The organism is Ekhidna sp. (assembly GCF_040220215.1).
Lineage (GTDB): Bacteria > Bacteroidota > Bacteroidia > Cytophagales > Cyclobacteriaceae > Ekhidna.
Map to the genome: position 1 here is coordinate 1 of NZ_JAVJTR010000001.1, position 17,094 is coordinate 17,094.

Consider the following 17,094-nt stretch of genomic DNA (forward strand, 5'->3'; position numbering starts at 1 on the left):
AGTGATCGAGGGGGGTGTAGTATCTGGTGTGTCATCAAAAATGGAGTTTTGTTCGCCCGGGGTTCCGCCAGCCGGATCAGTACTCTGCCCATAATTGTTTGCCGAATAGTCCGGGCCATTGGGATTGATGAGTTCGGTGGAAACTTGAGACGTTGCGTTTGTATAAGACATCTGATGAATAACAGCTGCTGAGGAATTCGTAACTGTGATGTCATCCCCTCCATTATTCAGTGATGGAAACCCGGAAACTTCTAAAACATCCCCGTAAGTATTGAAAAGTGCTCCATTTCCTGTTGAGGTTAATATAAGGTATTCGTCTGGCCTTAATGTAGTAGCAATAAATGCTGAGGATGAACCCGCTGCATCACTGATTATCCAGTCTTCCAAATTGATGAATTTTGAGGAGCGGTTATATAATTCAACATATTCTGCATTAGGCACACCACTACCACTACCCGGGGCTGCCATAAACTCATTGATCACCACATCAAACTCTTCAGCTTCTTCAAACACCAAATACTCAAAATTCTCCTGGCTATTTGATGCAATGACGTTTCCACTAACATCTTCCACATTGTTAATGGTGATTGTGTAGGTGTTGCCGTTTGTCAATTCCGAGGTGGTTAAATGCACCAGTGAATTGTCCGCATCAATTACTGCATTGGTTACCGAAATGGAGCCATCGATCGCATAATTGGATGTGTTTTGAGCAGTAGTTAGATCAAGATCTTCATTGAACTGAATATCTACCTCAGTATCTGAAATAGCAGTAACTGATTGTATTGTGGGTGGGTCTGTGTCTGCTACAGATGTTGCGGTAAGAGTAAAATCATCAAAGAAATAATCATCAAACCTTGTTGATGAATGCGTGACCAAAAAACCGAAATAATCACCGGTTGTAAAATCAGTATCAGTCACCGTCCCTATTTCAGTAAAAGTAGCTCCACCTGAAGCATCGGCCTCTAAAGTCCAAAAACCCGTTGAGGATCTGGTCACTCTTACATGGATATCAATTCCAGACCCAACCAAATCATTATCGTCGTTGATTATTGCTGTTGAGCTCCCTGTTTTGAATAGATCAATTCCATCTGTGCTTCCAGTCTCGCCCATCCCTATATAATAACCAGATGGACTATCTGTGACATCCTCGATATTACTAATAAGAAATACTTCTATCCTATTGCTTCCGCTTGGAGCTCCCCCTTCATACCTTGCTCTAAAGGTCCAAACTACATCATTATTTGCAAAGTCAATTCCTAAGTTTGTGCTCAAATAAAGGTCTCCACTAGCTGACGGCCCATTTGATTGTACTTCCTCACTTGTAATCAAAAAATCATCCCCACCAGAGGTTTGTGATGCCACCCATGTTAATGGACTTCCATCAGAAAAATCTCCATCTGAAAAATCATCTGTAATCTGGCCGAACACAGGTACGCAAAAGATCACGTAAATAATGATCAATAGACTTCTCTTAATTCTATTCATTGCCACAGGTTAAATGTAGTAGTTTTGCTCTAAATCATTATTCACATTGTTTTTAAGCTATTATGAAAGTTGCAGTAGTAGGAGCTAGTGGTCTTGTTGGACAGAAAATGCTCCAGATCATGTATGAAAGAAATTTCCCACTGGGTGAGCTTTTACCCGTGGCTTCAGAGCGTTCTGTAGGGAAGAAAATCTCTTATAATGGAAAGGAATTCACAATCATTTCCATGGAAGATGCGATCGCAGCTAAACCGGATATTGCATTGTTTTCTGCAGGGGGTTCCGTTTCTCTCGAATTTGCCCCCAAATTTGCTGAGGCTGGATCTGTAGTGATTGACAATTCTTCCGCATGGCGTATGGATGTCAGCAAAAAATTGATTGTACCGGAGGTTAACGGGGATGTGTTGCGTATAGACGACCGAATCATTGCAAATCCAAACTGCTCGACTATTCAGATGGTTGTAGCCCTGAAGCCACTTCATGATGTCTTCAAAATAAAGCGAATAGTTGTTTCTACTTATCAATCTGTGACAGGTTCAGGTAAGGCAGCAGTAGATCAGCTTGAAGGAGAGCGAGCAGGCAAGGACATCAAAAAAGTATACCCGCATAAAATAGACATGAATGCTTTGCCTCACATTGACGTATTCCAGGAAAATGGATACACCAAAGAGGAAATGAAAATGATAAAGGAGACCATGAAAATCATGGGCGATGACTCAATTAAAGTAACATCAACTTGTGTTCGTATTCCTACGGTTGGTGGCCATTCTGAAGCTGTGAATGTGGAGTTTGAAAATGAATATACCTTAGAGCAAGTCTATTCTATCCTTTCAAAAGCCCCTGGAGTTACTATTGTTGATGATCCATCAAAGAATGAATACCCTATGCCACTCAATGCTCATGATAAAGATGATGTGTTTGTGGGTAGAATAAGAAGAGATGAAACACAAGCCAAAACATTGAACATGTGGATCGTTTCTGACAACCTGAGAAAAGGGGCTGCTACCAATGCCATTCAAATAGCAGAGTATATGCTCGAGCATAGCCTGGTTTATTAAAAATGTCAGCTCTTTTAGATTTTCTAAAGCAAAATGACGTAAGGCAATTTATTAGAGAGAATGTTGATGCTGATCCTAATAGACTGATTTTAAACCCGCCGATAGCGTTTAAAGATGGAATCAAAGACATTGCATCACAATTAATAGCCAGAAAGAAAGCGAAAGGAAAGCTGGATCAATGGGCAGACAATTTTGAATTGATTATGCCTCCTCCGCTCTCTATTGAACAGGCTTCTTCAAAGGCAACATGCGCCTACAAACAAAAGTTGATTGCAGGTAAAAAGCTCGTTGACCTTACGGGAGGTATGGGAATTGATTGCCTGGCGCTTTCCGAATCATTTGAACACACCATCTATGTAGAAAGAAATAATGAGCTATGTGATGTATTTCGTCACAATTCGGAAGTACTGGGAAGGCAAATTGAGATAGTGAATGAAGATGCCAGTGAGTATTTAAAATTGACATATTTCAATCGTAATGACACCATCTTTTATATAGATCCGGCTCGCAGAGATCAGGCTAAAAAACGTGTTTTTCGGATCGAAGATTGTCCACCCAATTTGATCGAAATACTCCCAAAGCTATCCGAGAAAGGGAAGATCGCTCTTATAAAGTACTCGCCACTGCTTGATATAAAAGCGATTCTACAATCCATTTCGCACATCAAAGAAATTCATGTTGTATCAGTGAAGAACGACTGTAAAGAGCTTCTAATTTTAATTGATTTTGGTTTTGAGGGAACTCCTCAGATCGTTTGTGTAAACCTGGAATCAGGTCAGCCGGATTATAAGTTTTCCATTGAAGAAGAACAAGATTCTGACACTACGCTTGGTAATGTTCAACAATATATCTTAGAACCCAATACCTCGATCATGAAAGCAGGTGCATTTAATAAAATTGCCAATGACTTTCAAGTAAACAAGTTGGCGGTCAACACTCATCTTTATACCACAGATGACTTAACTAAAAATTTTCCAGGAAGGGTGTATGAGATTTTAGCAGAAGTAAACAAAGAGAGTATATCTAAATATGCGAGCAACGGAAAAATAAACGTGATTACAAGAAACCATCCTCTAACAGCTGCTGAAATCAAGAAAAAGTGGAAACTAAAAGATGGTGGTGAGTATTCATTAATCGCTTTTCGAGGATCGAAAAAAGCAAAAATGCTTATTGCTCGACGGGTTTATCCTTGAGTATTATTCTGAAAACTGAGCCCTCACCATATACACTTTCTACTTCCATTTTACCCCCCAGACTTTTTACAAAATCATTGCAAAGTGCAAGTCCCAGTCCATTTCCTTTTTCTCCGGCCGTTCCAACAGTACTATCCAACTCGCCATTAAAAATGCCTTCGCGTGTTTCTGCCGTCATGCCAATTCCACTGTCAATCACTTCAATTACCTTGGTTTTCTGACCCTTGACGCAGTTTATTTCTATTCGGGATTTCTTGTTCGAAAATTTGATCGCATTCACAATTAGATTTCTGAGAAGTATCCTGACTAAACCACGATTCGAGTACAATTCAAAATTATGGGCAGAATCATAATCAATGGATATTTCTTTTTCTTCTAACCGGTCACTCAATTCACTTTTTAAATCAGCAAGTACGTAATGAAGTGAAAAGGTCTCTTTTTGTAGGTTTTCACCCTCCATCTGACCTTCTGCCCAGAGAAAAACATTGTTAAGCAAACTCATCAAATTGGACGTTTTTTCTCTAACCTCCGGTATAAATGGCTCAATCTCTTCCCTGCTTATTAGCTTTTCGTTGAACATTTCTATGACAGAAGAAACCGATTGTATGGGTGATTTCAAGTCATGAGAAACAATGGCAAAAATCTTCGCTTTAAATGTATTTAGCCTCTCCAGATCACGTTTTCTTCTACCCAGCTCTCTCACAACCATAAAAATTATGGCAATCAAAATAGCTGCGATTACGAGAGCGACGACAAGGCCCTGAATGATGAGTTGGCGCTGATCGGCAAGCGCCGTACTGATTTGATTTTTTTCTTCTAAAACTCTCAATCTAAACAATCGCTGATAATAGGCCAGTAGCTCCAGTTCGTTTCTAACCTGCACATTTTGAACGCTATCCCTATAAGTTTCATAGCGGATTTGATTCTTATACGCCTTTTGAAATTCACCTAAATCACCATAGCAATTGGCCATTGTTTTACTGGTCAGGTAGATCAGCTCCTTAATTCCCATTTTCATGGCCATATCACTTGCCAGAATTGCATGCTCAAGGGCGTGTTGAGGGTTTCCTTTTTTTCTTTCAAGTTCTGCCTTTAACTGGTTTGCAATCAAACTTGTCCTTTTACTATCGTATTTGTTTGATGTTCTATATGTCAGCTCCAGCAAGGAGTCCGCGATTTCTAATTTTCCTTGTTTGAGGTAAGTTTCTGCTTGATTCGAATATAGAATGGGTGACAGGTGAATAAAAGATTCCTCAAGTTGATCAGCTGCCTTATTTAAATAGTAATGGGTAGAATCATATTGACTCAGGTTGAAGTAAGCCTTTGAAATGTTGTTGTAAACGGCAAACAAGCGTCTTGGCTGCTGATATTGCTCTTGAATGCTTAGCTCTAGTTTATAATAATTAATAGCATCGAGGTTGAAGCCTACCGCATTGTAGACGTTTCCTATATTCCCGTAGTTTTTAGCTACCAGTTCTTCATAGTTATTTATTTCTGACAGCTGAAGTGACTTTTGCAGTGACTCAATCGCATTCATCTGGTTGCCAATTGACCAATGAGCATTTCCTATCAAATTTAGCGCAGCAGCCTTTAAGGAATCATCATTGATTTCCTCTGCAAGTTCAAGTGCATAAGTCGATTTTTCCAAGCTACCTCCCGGATCATCATAAACTTTATCCCTGGCCTCTGAGAGGGTAGTGGAAATTTCTTTTTTAATATCGTTTGCGTCCTGAGCAAAAATTGGGATCAGAATGCAACTTATAAATATGAGTACTATGAACCTGGTGAGTTTCACATGTAGAAGATAGCTCGTTTTTAAAACTTACCAAAGATAGATAAATCAGAACCTTCCGAAACGGAAGCTGATCATAGCTGTTGTGCCGGATACATCTTCATCCTTAACATTTTCAAGTTCGGTTCCTGAAATATATCTGTAGGTCATCCCGGCTCCCAGACGAAAGTACTTCGTGATGTTGAATTCCAACTCTATCCCCGGCTCAGCCACAAAAAAAACAGAGTTCTCAATAGTGAATTCAGAATCTGCAGGATTGTTAAGAAAAAAATCTTTGTCAACCACCTCAAGAGAACCAGCTCCTAATACAATTGGAATACTTATATGGACGAGTTCTTTGTGCGCTATCGTACCGCCAATTAAAACTCCGCCGTATCCTCCATGCAGATTTAGGTTTTTTGGTTCAGTAGCTCCCGGCACTACACCTTCGAACTCTACCTTAGTAACTAATCCATAGCCCGCAACCCCAAACAAGTATCTTCTGTTGATGATAAATCCTCCATAAGCTCCTACCAATAATCCACGCTCACCTTTAAAATCTCCTACTTTAAGGTCTGCTGCACCAAATGCATTGAGGTCATTTTTCGTACTTAAAAGTGATTTCACCTCCTCATCATTGGGATCATTTGTATCCATGTAGCGCTGACCAAACGCACCGGAAGTGAAAACTAAAATGAGCAAAATGTGGATCAGGTACTTCATGCTCAAAAGACGTATTTAAAAGAAATGGCTGCATCCCAAAACTTGGCCTTCGAGTGACGCATTCCAATAAAATTAAAATAGGGCTTGACGTCAAATCCAAAAGTTGCAGGAACTTCCAGCCATCTGTATTCTATACCCAAACTAGCATCAACCCCCATTGAAAAGAAACTCTTTTCTTCATATATAAATGCATCGCCTTCTGCGTTTGAAAGTGTTTTGGCTATGTCGCCAAACTTCTCATAGCCAATATGGCCACCTATCCCGTAGTGTAAGTAAAATCGATCATTGAAAGAGAACTCCATCGGCTCATGAAAAAGGTATTGTGCCGTGAATTGCATCCCTTCATTTCTCCCACTAAGAATCATCTCAACCGCTTCATCCTCTGTCACGAACTTTTTGTAAGTAAGCCCGGATGTATGACCCAGTCTGATCCCGGACGATTTTTCGTAAAGCTGCTGACCTGTCGCTGTGAACGTGACAAGGATAAGAATGACAAGTATGAGTTGCTTCATGGGCTTCCGGTGGTGACGGTGCGTTAGTCTTTATCTACGAAAATAGGGGTTTCTTTTATGGCTACAATTAATTCGCCACCGTCAGCTTTTACTATTAGCTGGCCATGGCGCGTATTGGTGTTTCCTACAAAACCGGATAGTGAAATTTTGCCTTCATCTATGAATTGCTCTTTTTGCATGGTGAGCATGCTATTGGGCAAAATCATCCGATCCTCCGGTCCTTTGATGTAGGTTTTGATGTAAGAAGCTTGATTTAATATCAAATTAATGTCAGTGGATTTACCGGTGATATCTACACTGTTAAAGTCTTTAACTATTCGTCCCAGGAAAATATCTCCATAGCTAAAATCCAGCCTGGCAGATCCTTTTAATAAATCAGCCGTCAGGTTTGTAAAGGATCCCTCACACATAATTTCATTGACCTCCAGTATATGGATTTTATCATTTCGCGAATTGAGTTGAATCCGCTGGATTTTATCTACTCTTATCTCAGAACTACCACTTTCAATATTCAGATTTTTCGCTTCATCCACACTCAACTCGGAACCTCGCAGCGTAAAAATTCCATCATTTAATTTTCCGAAAGAAGACTTCCCAAAACTGTGTTTCAGATTTAAAGATTGAGACAAGTCATTCGCTTTAATGTCGCCATGTGAAATATCTAAATCAACACGACCATCAAGATTGGTCAAATAAAGATCTCCATATTTGTTTTCTACACTCAGCATGACATCCTTAGGCAGCCAAACCTGATAGTCAACCTTTAACTTGTTGCTTCCCATTGCTCCCTCGATCTCACTCATCACGCTTCCGAAAAATCCGCTTCCACTGCTAATTTCCGTTACAGCAGAAATCACACTTCCGATCTTTCTAAATTTAACATCCACACGAGCCATTGATTTTGCGACAGCTGACGAATTTTTCCCTTCTGCCCTCACAACTACTTCAAACCGGACAGAATCAAGATTCCAGGTTCGCACGATTACTTCACCGTACTTGCTGACCACTTCCACTTTACCATTCTTTGGCACAGCATAGGATCGTTTAAAATCGCGTTCCTGCCTAACCTGTGATAGCAGTGGAGTAGCTATTAGCAAAGCAATCAATATGTTAAAGCACTTCTTCACGCTTCTCTTTTTCCAGTTCGTTTAATATCTCTTCCAAAATCTGAAGCTTTAGCCGATAATTCTCCATCATTGCACTAACTACTTCCTGATTATCCACATTATCATTAAGATCCGCTTTTAGCTCCGCGAATGCCGCATCCATATCTTCTAAGTCCTGTAGAATATGATCATCTTCCAATTGCCCTTTTATCAAAGTGATTTTTTGGTTGATCTCTCCATTGTAAAACTGCTCCAGCTCCGCAATTTCATTACCCCCTTTGCCAGACGGATTCTTATAGAAAACTGTCCCAATAACTATGGCAGCTATACATGCAGCTATGCCGGCAATTTTCCATGGGTCTCTTTTCTCGTTTTCCGGCTTAATTTTTTTGGAAAGCTTCGTCCATTCCTTATCACTATCAAACGGATACAGTTCGAAATCCTCTTTGAGATTTTCAATATGATCCTTTAAATTATCCCGCATTTTGACTCCTCTCTTCTACTAATAACTTTCTGATCCTTGCTTTCGCTTTGCAATACTGCGCTTTTGATGCTGATTCAGATACACCTAAAATCTGTCCTATTTCCTTATGATCATACCCTTCAAACAAATACAGGTTCAGTACTGTCTTGCATCCTTCCGGGAGCAGATCAATCACTGACATGATCTGTGATGCCTGAAACTGTGCATATTCGAAATCATCTTCCTCTTCTTCAACAAAATCAGCATTCTCTTCCAGCTGAGCAGTATCCAATTTCTTTTTGCGAATGGCATTGATGCAATTATTTATCACAATTCGCTTGATCCATGAGCTAAACGTATTCACTTCCCGTAGCGATGGGAGCTTCTGGAATGCATCAATAAACGACTCCTGAAGCAAGTCCTTCGCTTCTTCCTCATCACCCATCATCCGGCGGCATATATTATACATTGCCTTGGCGTAGAGGCCATAAAGTGACGACATTGCCGCCTGGTCTCCCTGCTGGCTCTGAATAATCAGATGCTTATGAATGGTCTGTGTCGTGCTCACGATCTATTAAAAGACAGTCCTTTTTTTCAAAGGTTTCTATAAAGACGAGAAAAAAGCTGATTTCGATGTAAAAATTTTTCATCAATAAGCTGGAAACCACCTGAAATGACAAAATCATCAATTTTCTTCAGGTTTTTTGACTCGAGATTAGATATAAGACTGAAAAATAAGTGCATAATCCCTTGCAGAACTCTACTTGAGGCGGCTTTTTCAAAGTCTGAAACAATAAGTATTCCTCCATCTTTTGTTAGCTGATTACATTTATTGATAGCCAACTTAAGATTAGTTCTATCAAAACAATCCAGAAAGAACGGGCAAACGATTACATCATAAGTGGTAGCAGATTTCCAATTTAAAAAATCGTGATTTACAAAATTGACTGACCTATTCACCAACCGTCTTTTTGCTATTCGAATCATTTTCTCAGATTTCTCAACATAGTCAACCCTATCACAAAAAGGAATGTGTTCGAGTAGCTTCCCAGTACCGCCACCAAGAATCAGAACTTGATCATTTTCATTAATTTCTGATAGGTGTGTGGTCTGAGCTTTCAGGATTGCATTTCCAAAAACAATTCTGGCCAGAACATCATAAAAAGGAGCTATGAAATTGAAATCGTTTACAGCCATTCGAACAGAATTGGCAATAAAAATACGCCATCGCCAACTGTTCTATACAGATGGTTTTTCTTAAAACTTACGGGAAAGATCAACATCATTGCATAAATAGAAAACCCTACAAAAAAATAAAGGTGGAGTGTATTGAAAGTGAGCAATGAGAGCGCAAGACCTACTGACAATAAAGCTAATATCAACCTCTTCAAGTTATTTTCTGAGAGTTGGGTTGCTATCGAATTAAAACCATCAATTTCATCTTCTTCTCTCTCGTATCGACTAAAAATGATCAAATTGGTAAAGGTCAAAAGGAATAAAAGAATAAAGGTTCCCCACTCAAAAGATTGGTTGAGCAGCATCGGAACCATTAGAATCCCAAACGAATAAACAATGGCAACATACAGTTCTTTGGAAAAAGACTTTGACAGTTTGTGTTGGATCAGTAGGTAGATAAATGAGAAAACCGTTAGGGCAAGCCCACCTAAGAAAAGAATAATAGGGATGAAAAAGATAAGCGGTGTTATGAGCATCAATACAGAAAGCGCTATCAGCACTAATGCTTTTCTATGCCTCCGATGAAATATGTATCGCTCACGCTTTGATTTCACTGATCTCTCCGCATCTCTCAGATGATCTGCTGTATAGATGAGCCAGACAGCTCCCCCTAGTAGTACATACACCTCCCAGCCGGGAGATACCTGAAATTGGGCACAAAAAAATCGGAGTAGAATAACTACTCCGATTACAATGTCTATAGATAAAATTTGAGCAGCACGATATGCTCGACTGATCATTACCCTTGAGCTAGCGCCTCGGCACCACCAACAATCTCGAGAATCTCTTTGGTAATAGCTGCCTGACGAGTTCGGTTGTAAGTCAATCGAAGCTCCTTCAAAAGATCATCCGCATTCTCAGTTGCTTTATCCATGGCTGTCATTCTAGCTCCATGCTCTGAAGCATTGGACTCCAGCAAAGTCTTGTAGAACTGAATCTTTAGAGACTTAGGTACAAGCTCATCGAAAATAAATTCTTTAGACGGCTCATAGATATAATCGATTTCTCTAAGATCATCTATCTCTTCCGTTTCAATTTCCTGAATCGGAAGAAACTGCTCTTTCTTAATAATCTGAGTCGCTACGTTTTTGAATTCATTGTAAACAATATCCACACGATCATACTTCCCATCCAGGTAGGCTGCCATCACCATCTCAGCAGCCTCTTTTGCATCTGCAAAGTTCAGCTTCTCAATCAGGTGAGAGTAGGTCTTGATTACATTGTATTTTCTCTTAGCAAAATGCTCAAAGGCCTTCTTACCAATTGGCAAAATTTCCAAATTCCCGCTTGTCTCTGCATGACTGTATTTTTCAGCAATTAATGCTTTTGTAGCCTTGAAAACGCTACTATTGAACGCACCGCACAAACCTCTGTCAGAAGAAACCACAACGATCAATACTCGCTCAATAGCTCGCTCTTCAGAAAATGGATTGTCACCAGCATCCGTACCACCAGCAGAAACATTCTGAATAATCTCAGAAAGCTTTTGGGAATATGGCCTCATTTGAATGATACGATCCTGCGCTCGTCGCAACTTTGCAGCTGCCACCATTTTCATGGCTTTAGTGATCTGCTGTGTCGAAACAACCGACTGAATCCTACCTTTTACTTCTTTAAGATTGGCCATCTATCTCCTTATTTTTTATATCTGGAAGCAATGTCTTTAGCGATCTCTTCTGTTTTAGCAACAGCCTCTTCGCTTAGTTTACCAGCTTTAAAGTCTGCCAAAGCATTCTTACCAGTAGTTCTCATTGCGTTAATAAATTCAGTTTGGAATTCCTTCGCTTTGTTCACAGGAACAGGATCCAAAAATCCTTTCGTAGAAGCATAAATTATTGCTACCTGCTCTTCAACCGGAACCGGAGAGAACTGTGGCTGCTTCAAGATTTCCTGGTTTTTTCTACCTCTGTCAATGGTTCGCTGAGTAGCAGCATCAAGGTCAGAACCAAACTTAGCAAATGCTTCAAGTTCACGGAACTGTGCCTGATCCAACTTCAACGTACCGGCAACTTTCTTCATGGATTTAATCTGAGCGTTACCACCTACTCGAGATACCGAGATACCAACGTTAATCGCAGGACGAATACCTGAGTTAAACAAGTTTGTCTCAAGGAAGATCTGACCATCTGTAATCGAGATTACGTTGGTAGGAATATATGCTGAAACGTCACCTGCTTGTGTTTCAATAATCGGAAGAGCTGTCAATGATCCACCACCTTTAACTTTTCCCTTCAAAGAAGGAGGAAGGTCATTCATTTGCTGCGCGATAGAATCGTCATTAATCACTTTCGCCGCACGCTCTAATAGTCTTGAGTGAAGGTAGAATACATCACCAGGGTATGCTTCACGTCCCGGAGGTCTTCTTAGTAGAAGAGAAACCTCACGGTAAGAAACAGCCTGCTTGGAAAGGTCATCATAAACAACTAAAGCAGGTCGTCCGGTATCTCTAAAGTACTCACCAATCGCTGCACCTGTCATAGGAGCATAGAATTGCATTGGAGCAGGATCAGAGGCAGAAGCATTAACTATTACCGTGTAAGCCATTGCGCCAGCTTTCTCAAGCTGAGCAACGATACCTGCTACCGTAGAAGCTTTCTGCCCGATTGCCACATAAATGCAGAATACCGGCTCTCCTTTGTCGTAAAATTCTTTTTGGTTAATGATCGTATCAATTACCACAGCAGTCTTACCTGTCTGACGGTCACCAATCACCAACTCTCGCTGACCTCTTCCCACAGGGATCATTGAGTCAATCGCAGTAATACCTGTTTGAAGCGGCTCACTTACCGGCTCTCTGAAGATTACTCCAGGGGCTTTTCTTTCAAGCGGCATTTCGAAAGTTTCACCTGAAATTGGTCCCTTTCCATCGATGGGCATACCCAAAGTATCCACCACTCGACCGCACATGCCATCACCAACCTTGATCGAAGCAATCTTACCAGTTCTTTTTACGGTATCTCCTTCGTTGATCCCACTTGACTTTCCAAGAAGCACTGCTCCTACGTTATCTTCCTCAAGGTTAAGTACAAGGGCATTTAAGCCATTTTCAAATTCTAGAAGTTCTCCAGCTTGAGCATTGGATAATCCGTAGATTCTGGCTACACCATCACCTACTTGTAGTACGGTACCTACTTCTTCAAGCTCAGCCTGGGTCTTATGACCAGAAAGCTGTTCTCTTAAAATTGCTGAAACCTCATCAGGTCTTACTTGTGCCATAATTTTATTTGTTTATCCCGCAGGCGGGACTGTAGTTATTTATTTTTTCGAAAATTTCAGTTTTATATCTTTCAGTTGTCCACTTACACTATCGTCAAGCTGACGATCGCCCATTTTAAGGATGTAACCTCCCACAATCTCAGGATCTACTTTTTCTTTCAAAAGTGGTTCTTTACCAGAAATTTCTTTTGCCAACTTCTCAAATGCCTTTCTCATATCCGCATCCAGCTCAATGCTGGTGGTTACAGATACTTCCTCAAGTCCTTTCTTCACATTATATAAATGAAGGAATTCTTCAGCGATTTTATCAAGTAAACTTTCTCTGTTCTTACGAGTAACAATATCGAAGGCCTGTAGAGTTAGTTCGTTTACTTTTCCTGTAAAGATTTTTTTGAGAATCTCAGCCTTCTTCAGGTGTGAAATAATTGGACTCTTTAGCATCAATGCGAAATCCTTGTTCTCCTCGCAAACAGCAAGAAAAACATCCATGTCTTCCTTGACATTATCAAGGATCTTTTTCTCTTCTGCCAATTCTAAGATTGGTGTTGCATAACGAACCGCTATTCTGCCTGCAGACATTCTTAATTAACTTTTACGTCCTTGATAAATTTATCAACCAATGCTTTTTGGGACTTATCATCAGAAAGCTTTTCCCGAAGCACTTTTTCTGCGATTTCCAGTGATAATGAAGCCACTAAATTTTTAACTTCTGTTAATGCAGCTTTCTTCTCAACCTCAATGGCTTCTCTCGCTTCTTGAATCATCTTTGATGTAATGTCAGAAGTTTCTGATTTAGCCTGCTCCACGATACGAGTAGCTTCATCTCGTGCTTCTTTCAAAATGGCATCTCGCTCAATTCGTGCTTCCTGAAGTAGGTATTCATTATCGGCCTTGATTTGCTTCATCTCTTCCTGCGCATGCTCTGCAGCCCGAAGAGAATCTTCTATTTGAAATTCACGCGTTTTCAGGGCGCCTAAAATGGGTTTCCAAACGAATGCTCGAAGGATGATCAATACGATCAGGAATACGATCAATTGCCAAATGATCAGTCCAATGTCGGGGGTAACTAGTTCCACGATATATATTTTTAAAAGTAAATGTCTTTAATAAAAACCTGGCCATGCCACCTAATGTGGTCATAGCCAAGTCTTTTCGGAAATCTTATGCTCCCGCGTTTACAGCCAATAGGCCAATTACAGCTGCGAAAAGAGCAACACCTTCAATAAGTGCCGCTGCGATAATCATTGCTGTTTGGATTTTACCAGCTGCTTCAGGCTGACGTGCAATACTTTCTGTAGCTCCTTTACCGATCATACCGATACCAAGACCTGCTCCAAGTACTGCTAAACCTGCTCCAATTGCTCCCATGATAAATTTATTTATTGTTTAAAAATTGGTTTTAATTAATGGTGCTCCTCTACCGCCTGACCGAAGTACATGGCAGAAAGAAGCGTAAATACGTAAGCCTGCAAAACAGCCACAAAAAGTTCAAGCATATTCATGATGGTGGCAAACACTGCTCCCGCCATACCTACTGCCAAACTTTGAGTAATGAATACAAGACTTAGAATACTTAATATCAAAATGTGACCTGCTGTGATGTTGGCAAACAATCGAACCATTAGTGAAAATGGTTTAGTGAAAATACCAATGATCTCAACCGGCCATAGAATTATATACAATAGTAATTTGCCTGCCCATGGCATGGATTTTCCTAATGGGTCCACAATGTGTAACCAGTAGGTTTGTCTGCCTGAGAAGAGGGTGAACAATAACGTCAACCCGGCCAAAACAAGTGTTACTGAAATATTTCCGGTAAGGTTAGCTGCTCCTGGCAAAAGGCCAAGCATGTTACCAAACCAGATGAAGAAAAACACAGTAAGTAGGAAAGGCATAAATCTTTCGTACTTCTTCCCGATGTTGTCTTTGGCAATATCATCTCTTATGAAAATGATGATCGGCTCAAAGAATGATTGGATTCCTTTTGGAGCTCTTCCTTCATTCTTTTTATATCCTCTTGCTACTGCTGTAAAGATCAAGATTAACAGGGCAGCATCGATTAACAAGAACAAGACGTTTTTCGTAAGGGAAATATCAAACACATGTCCGCCATTTTCCAGGGTTATGTGTTCGTGATCCATCACATATCCGTTGTAAGGTTTCATCTCGCCATGCTCACCATAAAAGTTAGCAGACGAAAATACATCCAACCCTTTTTCTTCAGAATAAACGATCACCGGAAGGTGCACCATCATCCCGTGAAAAATTTCCCATGCATGAGAGTCAGAAATGTGATGATCAATCAAACCACTTGGATTAAAAGTCTCACCTTCACCGTCCTTTTCTGAACCACCACCAGCGAATAAAAGACCTGGCATAATCAACATAATAATTATGAAAAACCTGTTGATTTTCAGAAAGTTAGATTGCTTCGACATTGAGCCTATTTTCATCGGATATTCGTTCGTTCCTCAATTTCGGCGCAAGTTAGTCAAAGCCATAACTATTTCAAAGATCATGAATATCAAATAGAGGATAATAAACTGAATTACAAGATTAAATTGATCCGACTGTGTGAACATCAAGACAGTGATGAACACCAATGAAGAAAGTAATCGGATTACTATTTTAACCAGGGACATCTGAGTGGACCATTCCTTGGGTGTCCAGTGATCTATTCGAAAAAGAACAAAACCTTGAATGGCAAAGAATAAAACCATAAGGTTGAAGGTGGAGTGTAAGTTTAATTCCACTCCAAAAAAGTACTCAGCCAGCAATAATATTCCTGTTATGAAAATGAGTGATATCCACTTTTTCATTTCAAAGATTTTAATAAAAGCCAGATCGTGCCACCCATGGCAAGAAAAGTTGTGATGAGAATTATTACAGGACTTGATGACAAATAGTCATCGAGGTAGTATCCCCCCATTATTAAGATAAGGTTCATAATGACAAGCTCAAATGCTAATGCATAATGCCGCATAAACGGCTTGTCTTGATTTTCCTCCGGTTCAGGCTTTGAGGGCCTGGGGTTGTTCTTCTTCGGGCTTTCCAATTTTTATCTCCTTACTCTTTACGCCCATTTTACATTTCCCGTTGAAGGTAGCTCCTGATTCCACCAAAAGTTTATTGGTGATGATATCTCCATCAATAGTTGCCGTTGCTTTTAGCACAAGTTGTTCAGTCACTTCAATAGTGCCTGTAATGTGTCCGGCAACTTCAGCATTTTGTGAAAGTACACTACCATCTACCTGAGAAGAGTGCCCAAATGCTGCTTTGGATTTGGTTTTGATATCTCCAATTACTTTTCCCTCTACACGAATATTTCCAAAAGTCTCAATGCTTCCGTTTACAATCGTGCCTTTCCCAATTATATTACTAGAGTTGCTTAACTCTTCTACTTCTTTTTGATTCTTATTCAACATAGCCTGATTTTAAAGTGCAATATACTCTTGAGGATTTACAGGGTTACCATTGTGCCACAATTCCAAATGTAAATGAGGCCCGGATGTTAGTTCACCTGTATTTCCAATTGTGGCTACAACTTCTCCAGCCGCCACAAAATTACCAACGTTTTTAAATAATTCCGAATTGTGCTTATAAACAGAAATTAAATTGCCCGGATGTTGTATTGCTAAAATGTAGCCACCATCCAATGTCCAGGAAGACATTATCACCACGCCATCAGCTACAGACCTGACCGGTTCATTCTCCTGAGCAACCATATCTACGCCGTAATGATCCTCCTTGGGGTTGAACCCATCAGTAATAATGCCATCCAATGGGCTAAACAAGTAAACATCGCGTAGGTCATACACATTGGAAGAAACAGCAATGGGTAATGTGGTGATTTCAGCCAGCTCTGAACCCTCAAATTCTGCTCTAAATTGAGAATCTACTGGTTGAATGCTTTCACTTAGCTCTGCCGGCTGTAGATCAGATTCAGGACTTACCTCCATGGATTGGTCGATTGGCTCTCCTGCAATAATGCGTCGCACATTTTCAATGTAAACGTTTTTATTGTTTACCTCCTGCTCCAGGGAGTCAATCGTCATGGAAAGCTCCAAAACTTGTCTGTTGGCCTCCATTTGAGCATGTCTGGGGTCTAACCATTGCTCCAGAGCAATCGTGACCAGATAAACAGCCAATGACAATAAAATCAAGCCAACACCCGCCAATAGAAGAAACAATCGTGCATAATTGAAACTAAATGTGGTCTTTTCCGCAAAATTTTCTTCATTGCGGATAATGAGTAGGTATTTGTTCGTTAGCCAGTTACTAAATGTCTTTCTTGCAGCCATAGATTGCAATTTAAGCCGACAAAGGTATGCAAA

Annotated in this window: 20 protein-coding genes; 2 read left to right on the top strand and 18 right to left on the bottom strand. The window is 40.2% G+C overall.

The genetic code is table 11. The features are described from left to right. The coding region (locus RIC88_RS00005) for a lamin tail domain-containing protein (protein WP_350215252.1) at positions 1 to 1,485 on the bottom strand (1,485 nt) is incomplete at its 3' end. Between the two features lie 62 nt (positions 1,486 to 1,547). On the opposite strand from RIC88_RS00005, the gene RIC88_RS00010 reads away from it, so the two are divergent. Both RIC88_RS00010 and RIC88_RS00015 read left to right on the top strand, forming a co-directional pair. Further along, the gene (locus RIC88_RS00010) at positions 1,548 to 2,540 is read left to right on the top strand and encodes an aspartate-semialdehyde dehydrogenase (protein ID WP_350215254.1); all 993 of its coding nucleotides are present in this window, start codon (positions 1,548 to 1,550) and stop codon (positions 2,538 to 2,540) included. Between the two features lie 2 nt (positions 2,541 to 2,542). Continuing rightward, positions 2,543 to 3,733, top strand: coding sequence for a THUMP-like domain-containing protein (locus RIC88_RS00015; protein ID WP_350215256.1), 1,191 nt, complete (start codon positions 2,543 to 2,545; stop codon positions 3,731 to 3,733). Here RIC88_RS00015 and RIC88_RS00020 read toward each other — a convergent pair. The 17 genes from RIC88_RS00020 to RIC88_RS00100 form a co-directional block, all read right to left on the bottom strand. Next, positions 3,708 to 5,528 (bottom strand): sensor histidine kinase, encoded by a 1,821-nt coding sequence (locus RIC88_RS00020; RefSeq protein ID WP_350215258.1) that lies wholly within the window; start codon positions 5,526 to 5,528, stop codon positions 3,708 to 3,710. The genes RIC88_RS00015 and RIC88_RS00020 overlap by 26 nt on opposite strands. Positions 5,529 to 5,573: 45 nt before the next feature. Continuing rightward, complete coding sequence (locus RIC88_RS00025; RefSeq protein ID WP_350215260.1) at positions 5,574 to 6,227, bottom strand: hypothetical protein; 654 nt, start codon at positions 6,225 to 6,227, stop codon at positions 5,574 to 5,576. A 2-nt stretch (positions 6,228 to 6,229) separates the two neighbouring features. Continuing rightward, positions 6,230 to 6,739: a hypothetical protein gene (locus RIC88_RS00030; protein ID WP_350215262.1), complete on the bottom strand. Its 510-nt coding sequence runs from the start codon at positions 6,737 to 6,739 to the stop codon at positions 6,230 to 6,232. A 23-nt stretch (positions 6,740 to 6,762) separates the two neighbouring features. Beyond that, the gene (locus tag RIC88_RS00035) at positions 6,763 to 7,866 is read right to left on the bottom strand and encodes a hypothetical protein (protein ID WP_350215264.1); all 1,104 of its coding nucleotides are present in this window, start codon (positions 7,864 to 7,866) and stop codon (positions 6,763 to 6,765) included. Then, the gene (locus RIC88_RS00040) at positions 7,850 to 8,329 is read right to left on the bottom strand and encodes a hypothetical protein (RefSeq protein ID WP_350215266.1); all 480 of its coding nucleotides are present in this window, start codon (positions 8,327 to 8,329) and stop codon (positions 7,850 to 7,852) included. Before RIC88_RS00040 ends, RIC88_RS00035 begins: the two co-directional genes overlap by 17 nt. Further along, positions 8,319 to 8,876 (bottom strand): RNA polymerase sigma factor, encoded by a 558-nt coding sequence (locus RIC88_RS00045; protein WP_350215268.1) that lies wholly within the window; start codon positions 8,874 to 8,876, stop codon positions 8,319 to 8,321. Before RIC88_RS00045 ends, RIC88_RS00040 begins: the two co-directional genes overlap by 11 nt. 26 nt (positions 8,877 to 8,902) lie before the next feature. Further along, entirely contained in the window at positions 8,903 to 9,505 is a 603-nt protein-coding gene (locus tag RIC88_RS00050; RefSeq protein ID WP_350215269.1) for a class I SAM-dependent methyltransferase, read from the bottom strand. After that, positions 9,496 to 10,284 (bottom strand): UbiA family prenyltransferase, encoded by a 789-nt coding sequence (locus tag RIC88_RS00055; RefSeq protein WP_350215271.1) that lies wholly within the window; start codon positions 10,282 to 10,284, stop codon positions 9,496 to 9,498. The genes RIC88_RS00050 and RIC88_RS00055 overlap by 10 nt, the downstream gene beginning before the upstream one ends. Next, positions 10,284 to 11,171, bottom strand: a complete 888-nt coding sequence (gene atpG / locus RIC88_RS00060; protein WP_350215273.1) for an ATP synthase F1 subunit gamma — start codon at positions 11,169 to 11,171, stop codon at positions 10,284 to 10,286. The genes RIC88_RS00055 and atpG overlap by 1 nt, the downstream gene beginning before the upstream one ends. An 8-nt stretch (positions 11,172 to 11,179) precedes the next feature. Beyond that, positions 11,180 to 12,760 carry a F0F1 ATP synthase subunit alpha gene (gene atpA, locus RIC88_RS00065; RefSeq protein WP_350215275.1) on the bottom strand — a complete coding sequence of 527 codons (1,581 nt, stop codon included), beginning with the start codon at positions 12,758 to 12,760 and terminating at the stop codon, positions 11,180 to 11,182. A gap of 39 nt (positions 12,761 to 12,799) precedes the next feature. Beyond that, the gene (gene atpH, locus RIC88_RS00070; protein WP_350215276.1) at positions 12,800 to 13,339 is read right to left on the bottom strand and encodes an ATP synthase F1 subunit delta; all 540 of its coding nucleotides are present in this window, start codon (positions 13,337 to 13,339) and stop codon (positions 12,800 to 12,802) included. A gap of 2 nt (positions 13,340 to 13,341) precedes the next feature. After that, positions 13,342 to 13,836, bottom strand: coding sequence for a F0F1 ATP synthase subunit B (locus RIC88_RS00075; protein ID WP_350215278.1), 495 nt, complete (start codon positions 13,834 to 13,836; stop codon positions 13,342 to 13,344). A gap of 85 nt (positions 13,837 to 13,921) precedes the next feature. Continuing rightward, a complete protein-coding gene (atpE, locus tag RIC88_RS00080) occupies positions 13,922 to 14,128 on the bottom strand; it encodes an ATP synthase F0 subunit C (RefSeq protein WP_350215280.1) in 207 nt (68 codons plus the stop codon). A 35-nt stretch (positions 14,129 to 14,163) separates the two neighbouring features. After that, positions 14,164 to 15,198: a F0F1 ATP synthase subunit A gene (gene atpB, locus RIC88_RS00085; protein ID WP_350215282.1), complete on the bottom strand. Its 1,035-nt coding sequence runs from the start codon at positions 15,196 to 15,198 to the stop codon at positions 14,164 to 14,166. A 33-nt stretch (positions 15,199 to 15,231) separates the two neighbouring features. Next, positions 15,232 to 15,579 (bottom strand): hypothetical protein, encoded by a 348-nt coding sequence (locus tag RIC88_RS00090; RefSeq protein WP_350215284.1) that lies wholly within the window; start codon positions 15,577 to 15,579, stop codon positions 15,232 to 15,234. A gap of 192 nt (positions 15,580 to 15,771) precedes the next feature. Next, a complete protein-coding gene (locus tag RIC88_RS00095; protein WP_350215286.1) occupies positions 15,772 to 16,185 on the bottom strand; it encodes a bactofilin family protein in 414 nt (137 codons plus the stop codon). A gap of 9 nt (positions 16,186 to 16,194) precedes the next feature. After that, positions 16,195 to 17,061, bottom strand: a complete 867-nt coding sequence (locus tag RIC88_RS00100) for a M23 family metallopeptidase (RefSeq protein ID WP_350215288.1) — start codon at positions 17,059 to 17,061, stop codon at positions 16,195 to 16,197. Positions 17,062 to 17,094: the final 33 nt, after the last annotated feature.

What these genes read in the sequence shown, in the direction of transcription:
- RIC88_RS00010 (WP_350215254.1), top strand. Translation starts at nt 1,548, where the DNA reads ATGAAAGTTGCAGTAGTAGGAGCTAGTGGTCTTGTTGGACAGAAAATG.
- RIC88_RS00015 (WP_350215256.1), top strand. Translation starts at nt 2,543, where the DNA reads ATGTCAGCTCTTTTAGATTTTCTAAAGCAAAATGACGTAAGGCAATTT.
- RIC88_RS00025 (WP_350215260.1), bottom strand. Translation starts at nt 6,227, where the DNA reads ATGAAGTACCTGATCCACATTTTGCTCATTTTAGTTTTCACTTCCGGT.
- RIC88_RS00030 (WP_350215262.1), bottom strand. Translation starts at nt 6,739, where the DNA reads ATGAAGCAACTCATACTTGTCATTCTTATCCTTGTCACGTTCACAGCG.
- RIC88_RS00040 (WP_350215266.1), bottom strand. Translation starts at nt 8,329, where the DNA reads ATGCGGGATAATTTAAAGGATCATATTGAAAATCTCAAAGAGGATTTC.
- RIC88_RS00050 (WP_350215269.1), bottom strand. Translation starts at nt 9,505, where the DNA reads ATGGCTGTAAACGATTTCAATTTCATAGCTCCTTTTTATGATGTTCTG.
- RIC88_RS00055 (WP_350215271.1), bottom strand. Translation starts at nt 10,284, where the DNA reads ATGATCAGTCGAGCATATCGTGCTGCTCAAATTTTATCTATAGACATT.
- atpG (WP_350215273.1), bottom strand. Translation starts at nt 11,171, where the DNA reads ATGGCCAATCTTAAAGAAGTAAAAGGTAGGATTCAGTCGGTTGTTTCG.
- atpA (WP_350215275.1), bottom strand. Translation starts at nt 12,760, where the DNA reads ATGGCACAAGTAAGACCTGATGAGGTTTCAGCAATTTTAAGAGAACAG.
- atpH (WP_350215276.1), bottom strand. Translation starts at nt 13,339, where the DNA reads ATGTCTGCAGGCAGAATAGCGGTTCGTTATGCAACACCAATCTTAGAA.
- atpE (WP_350215280.1), bottom strand. Translation starts at nt 14,128, where the DNA reads ATGGGAGCAATTGGAGCAGGTTTAGCAGTACTTGGAGCAGGTCTTGGT.
- atpB (WP_350215282.1), bottom strand. Translation starts at nt 15,198, where the DNA reads ATGTCGAAGCAATCTAACTTTCTGAAAATCAACAGGTTTTTCATAATT.
- RIC88_RS00090 (WP_350215284.1), bottom strand. Translation starts at nt 15,579, where the DNA reads ATGAAAAAGTGGATATCACTCATTTTCATAACAGGAATATTATTGCTG.
- RIC88_RS00095 (WP_350215286.1), bottom strand. Translation starts at nt 16,185, where the DNA reads ATGTTGAATAAGAATCAAAAAGAAGTAGAAGAGTTAAGCAACTCTAGT.
- RIC88_RS00100 (WP_350215288.1), bottom strand. Translation starts at nt 17,061, where the DNA reads ATGGCTGCAAGAAAGACATTTAGTAACTGGCTAACGAACAAATACCTA.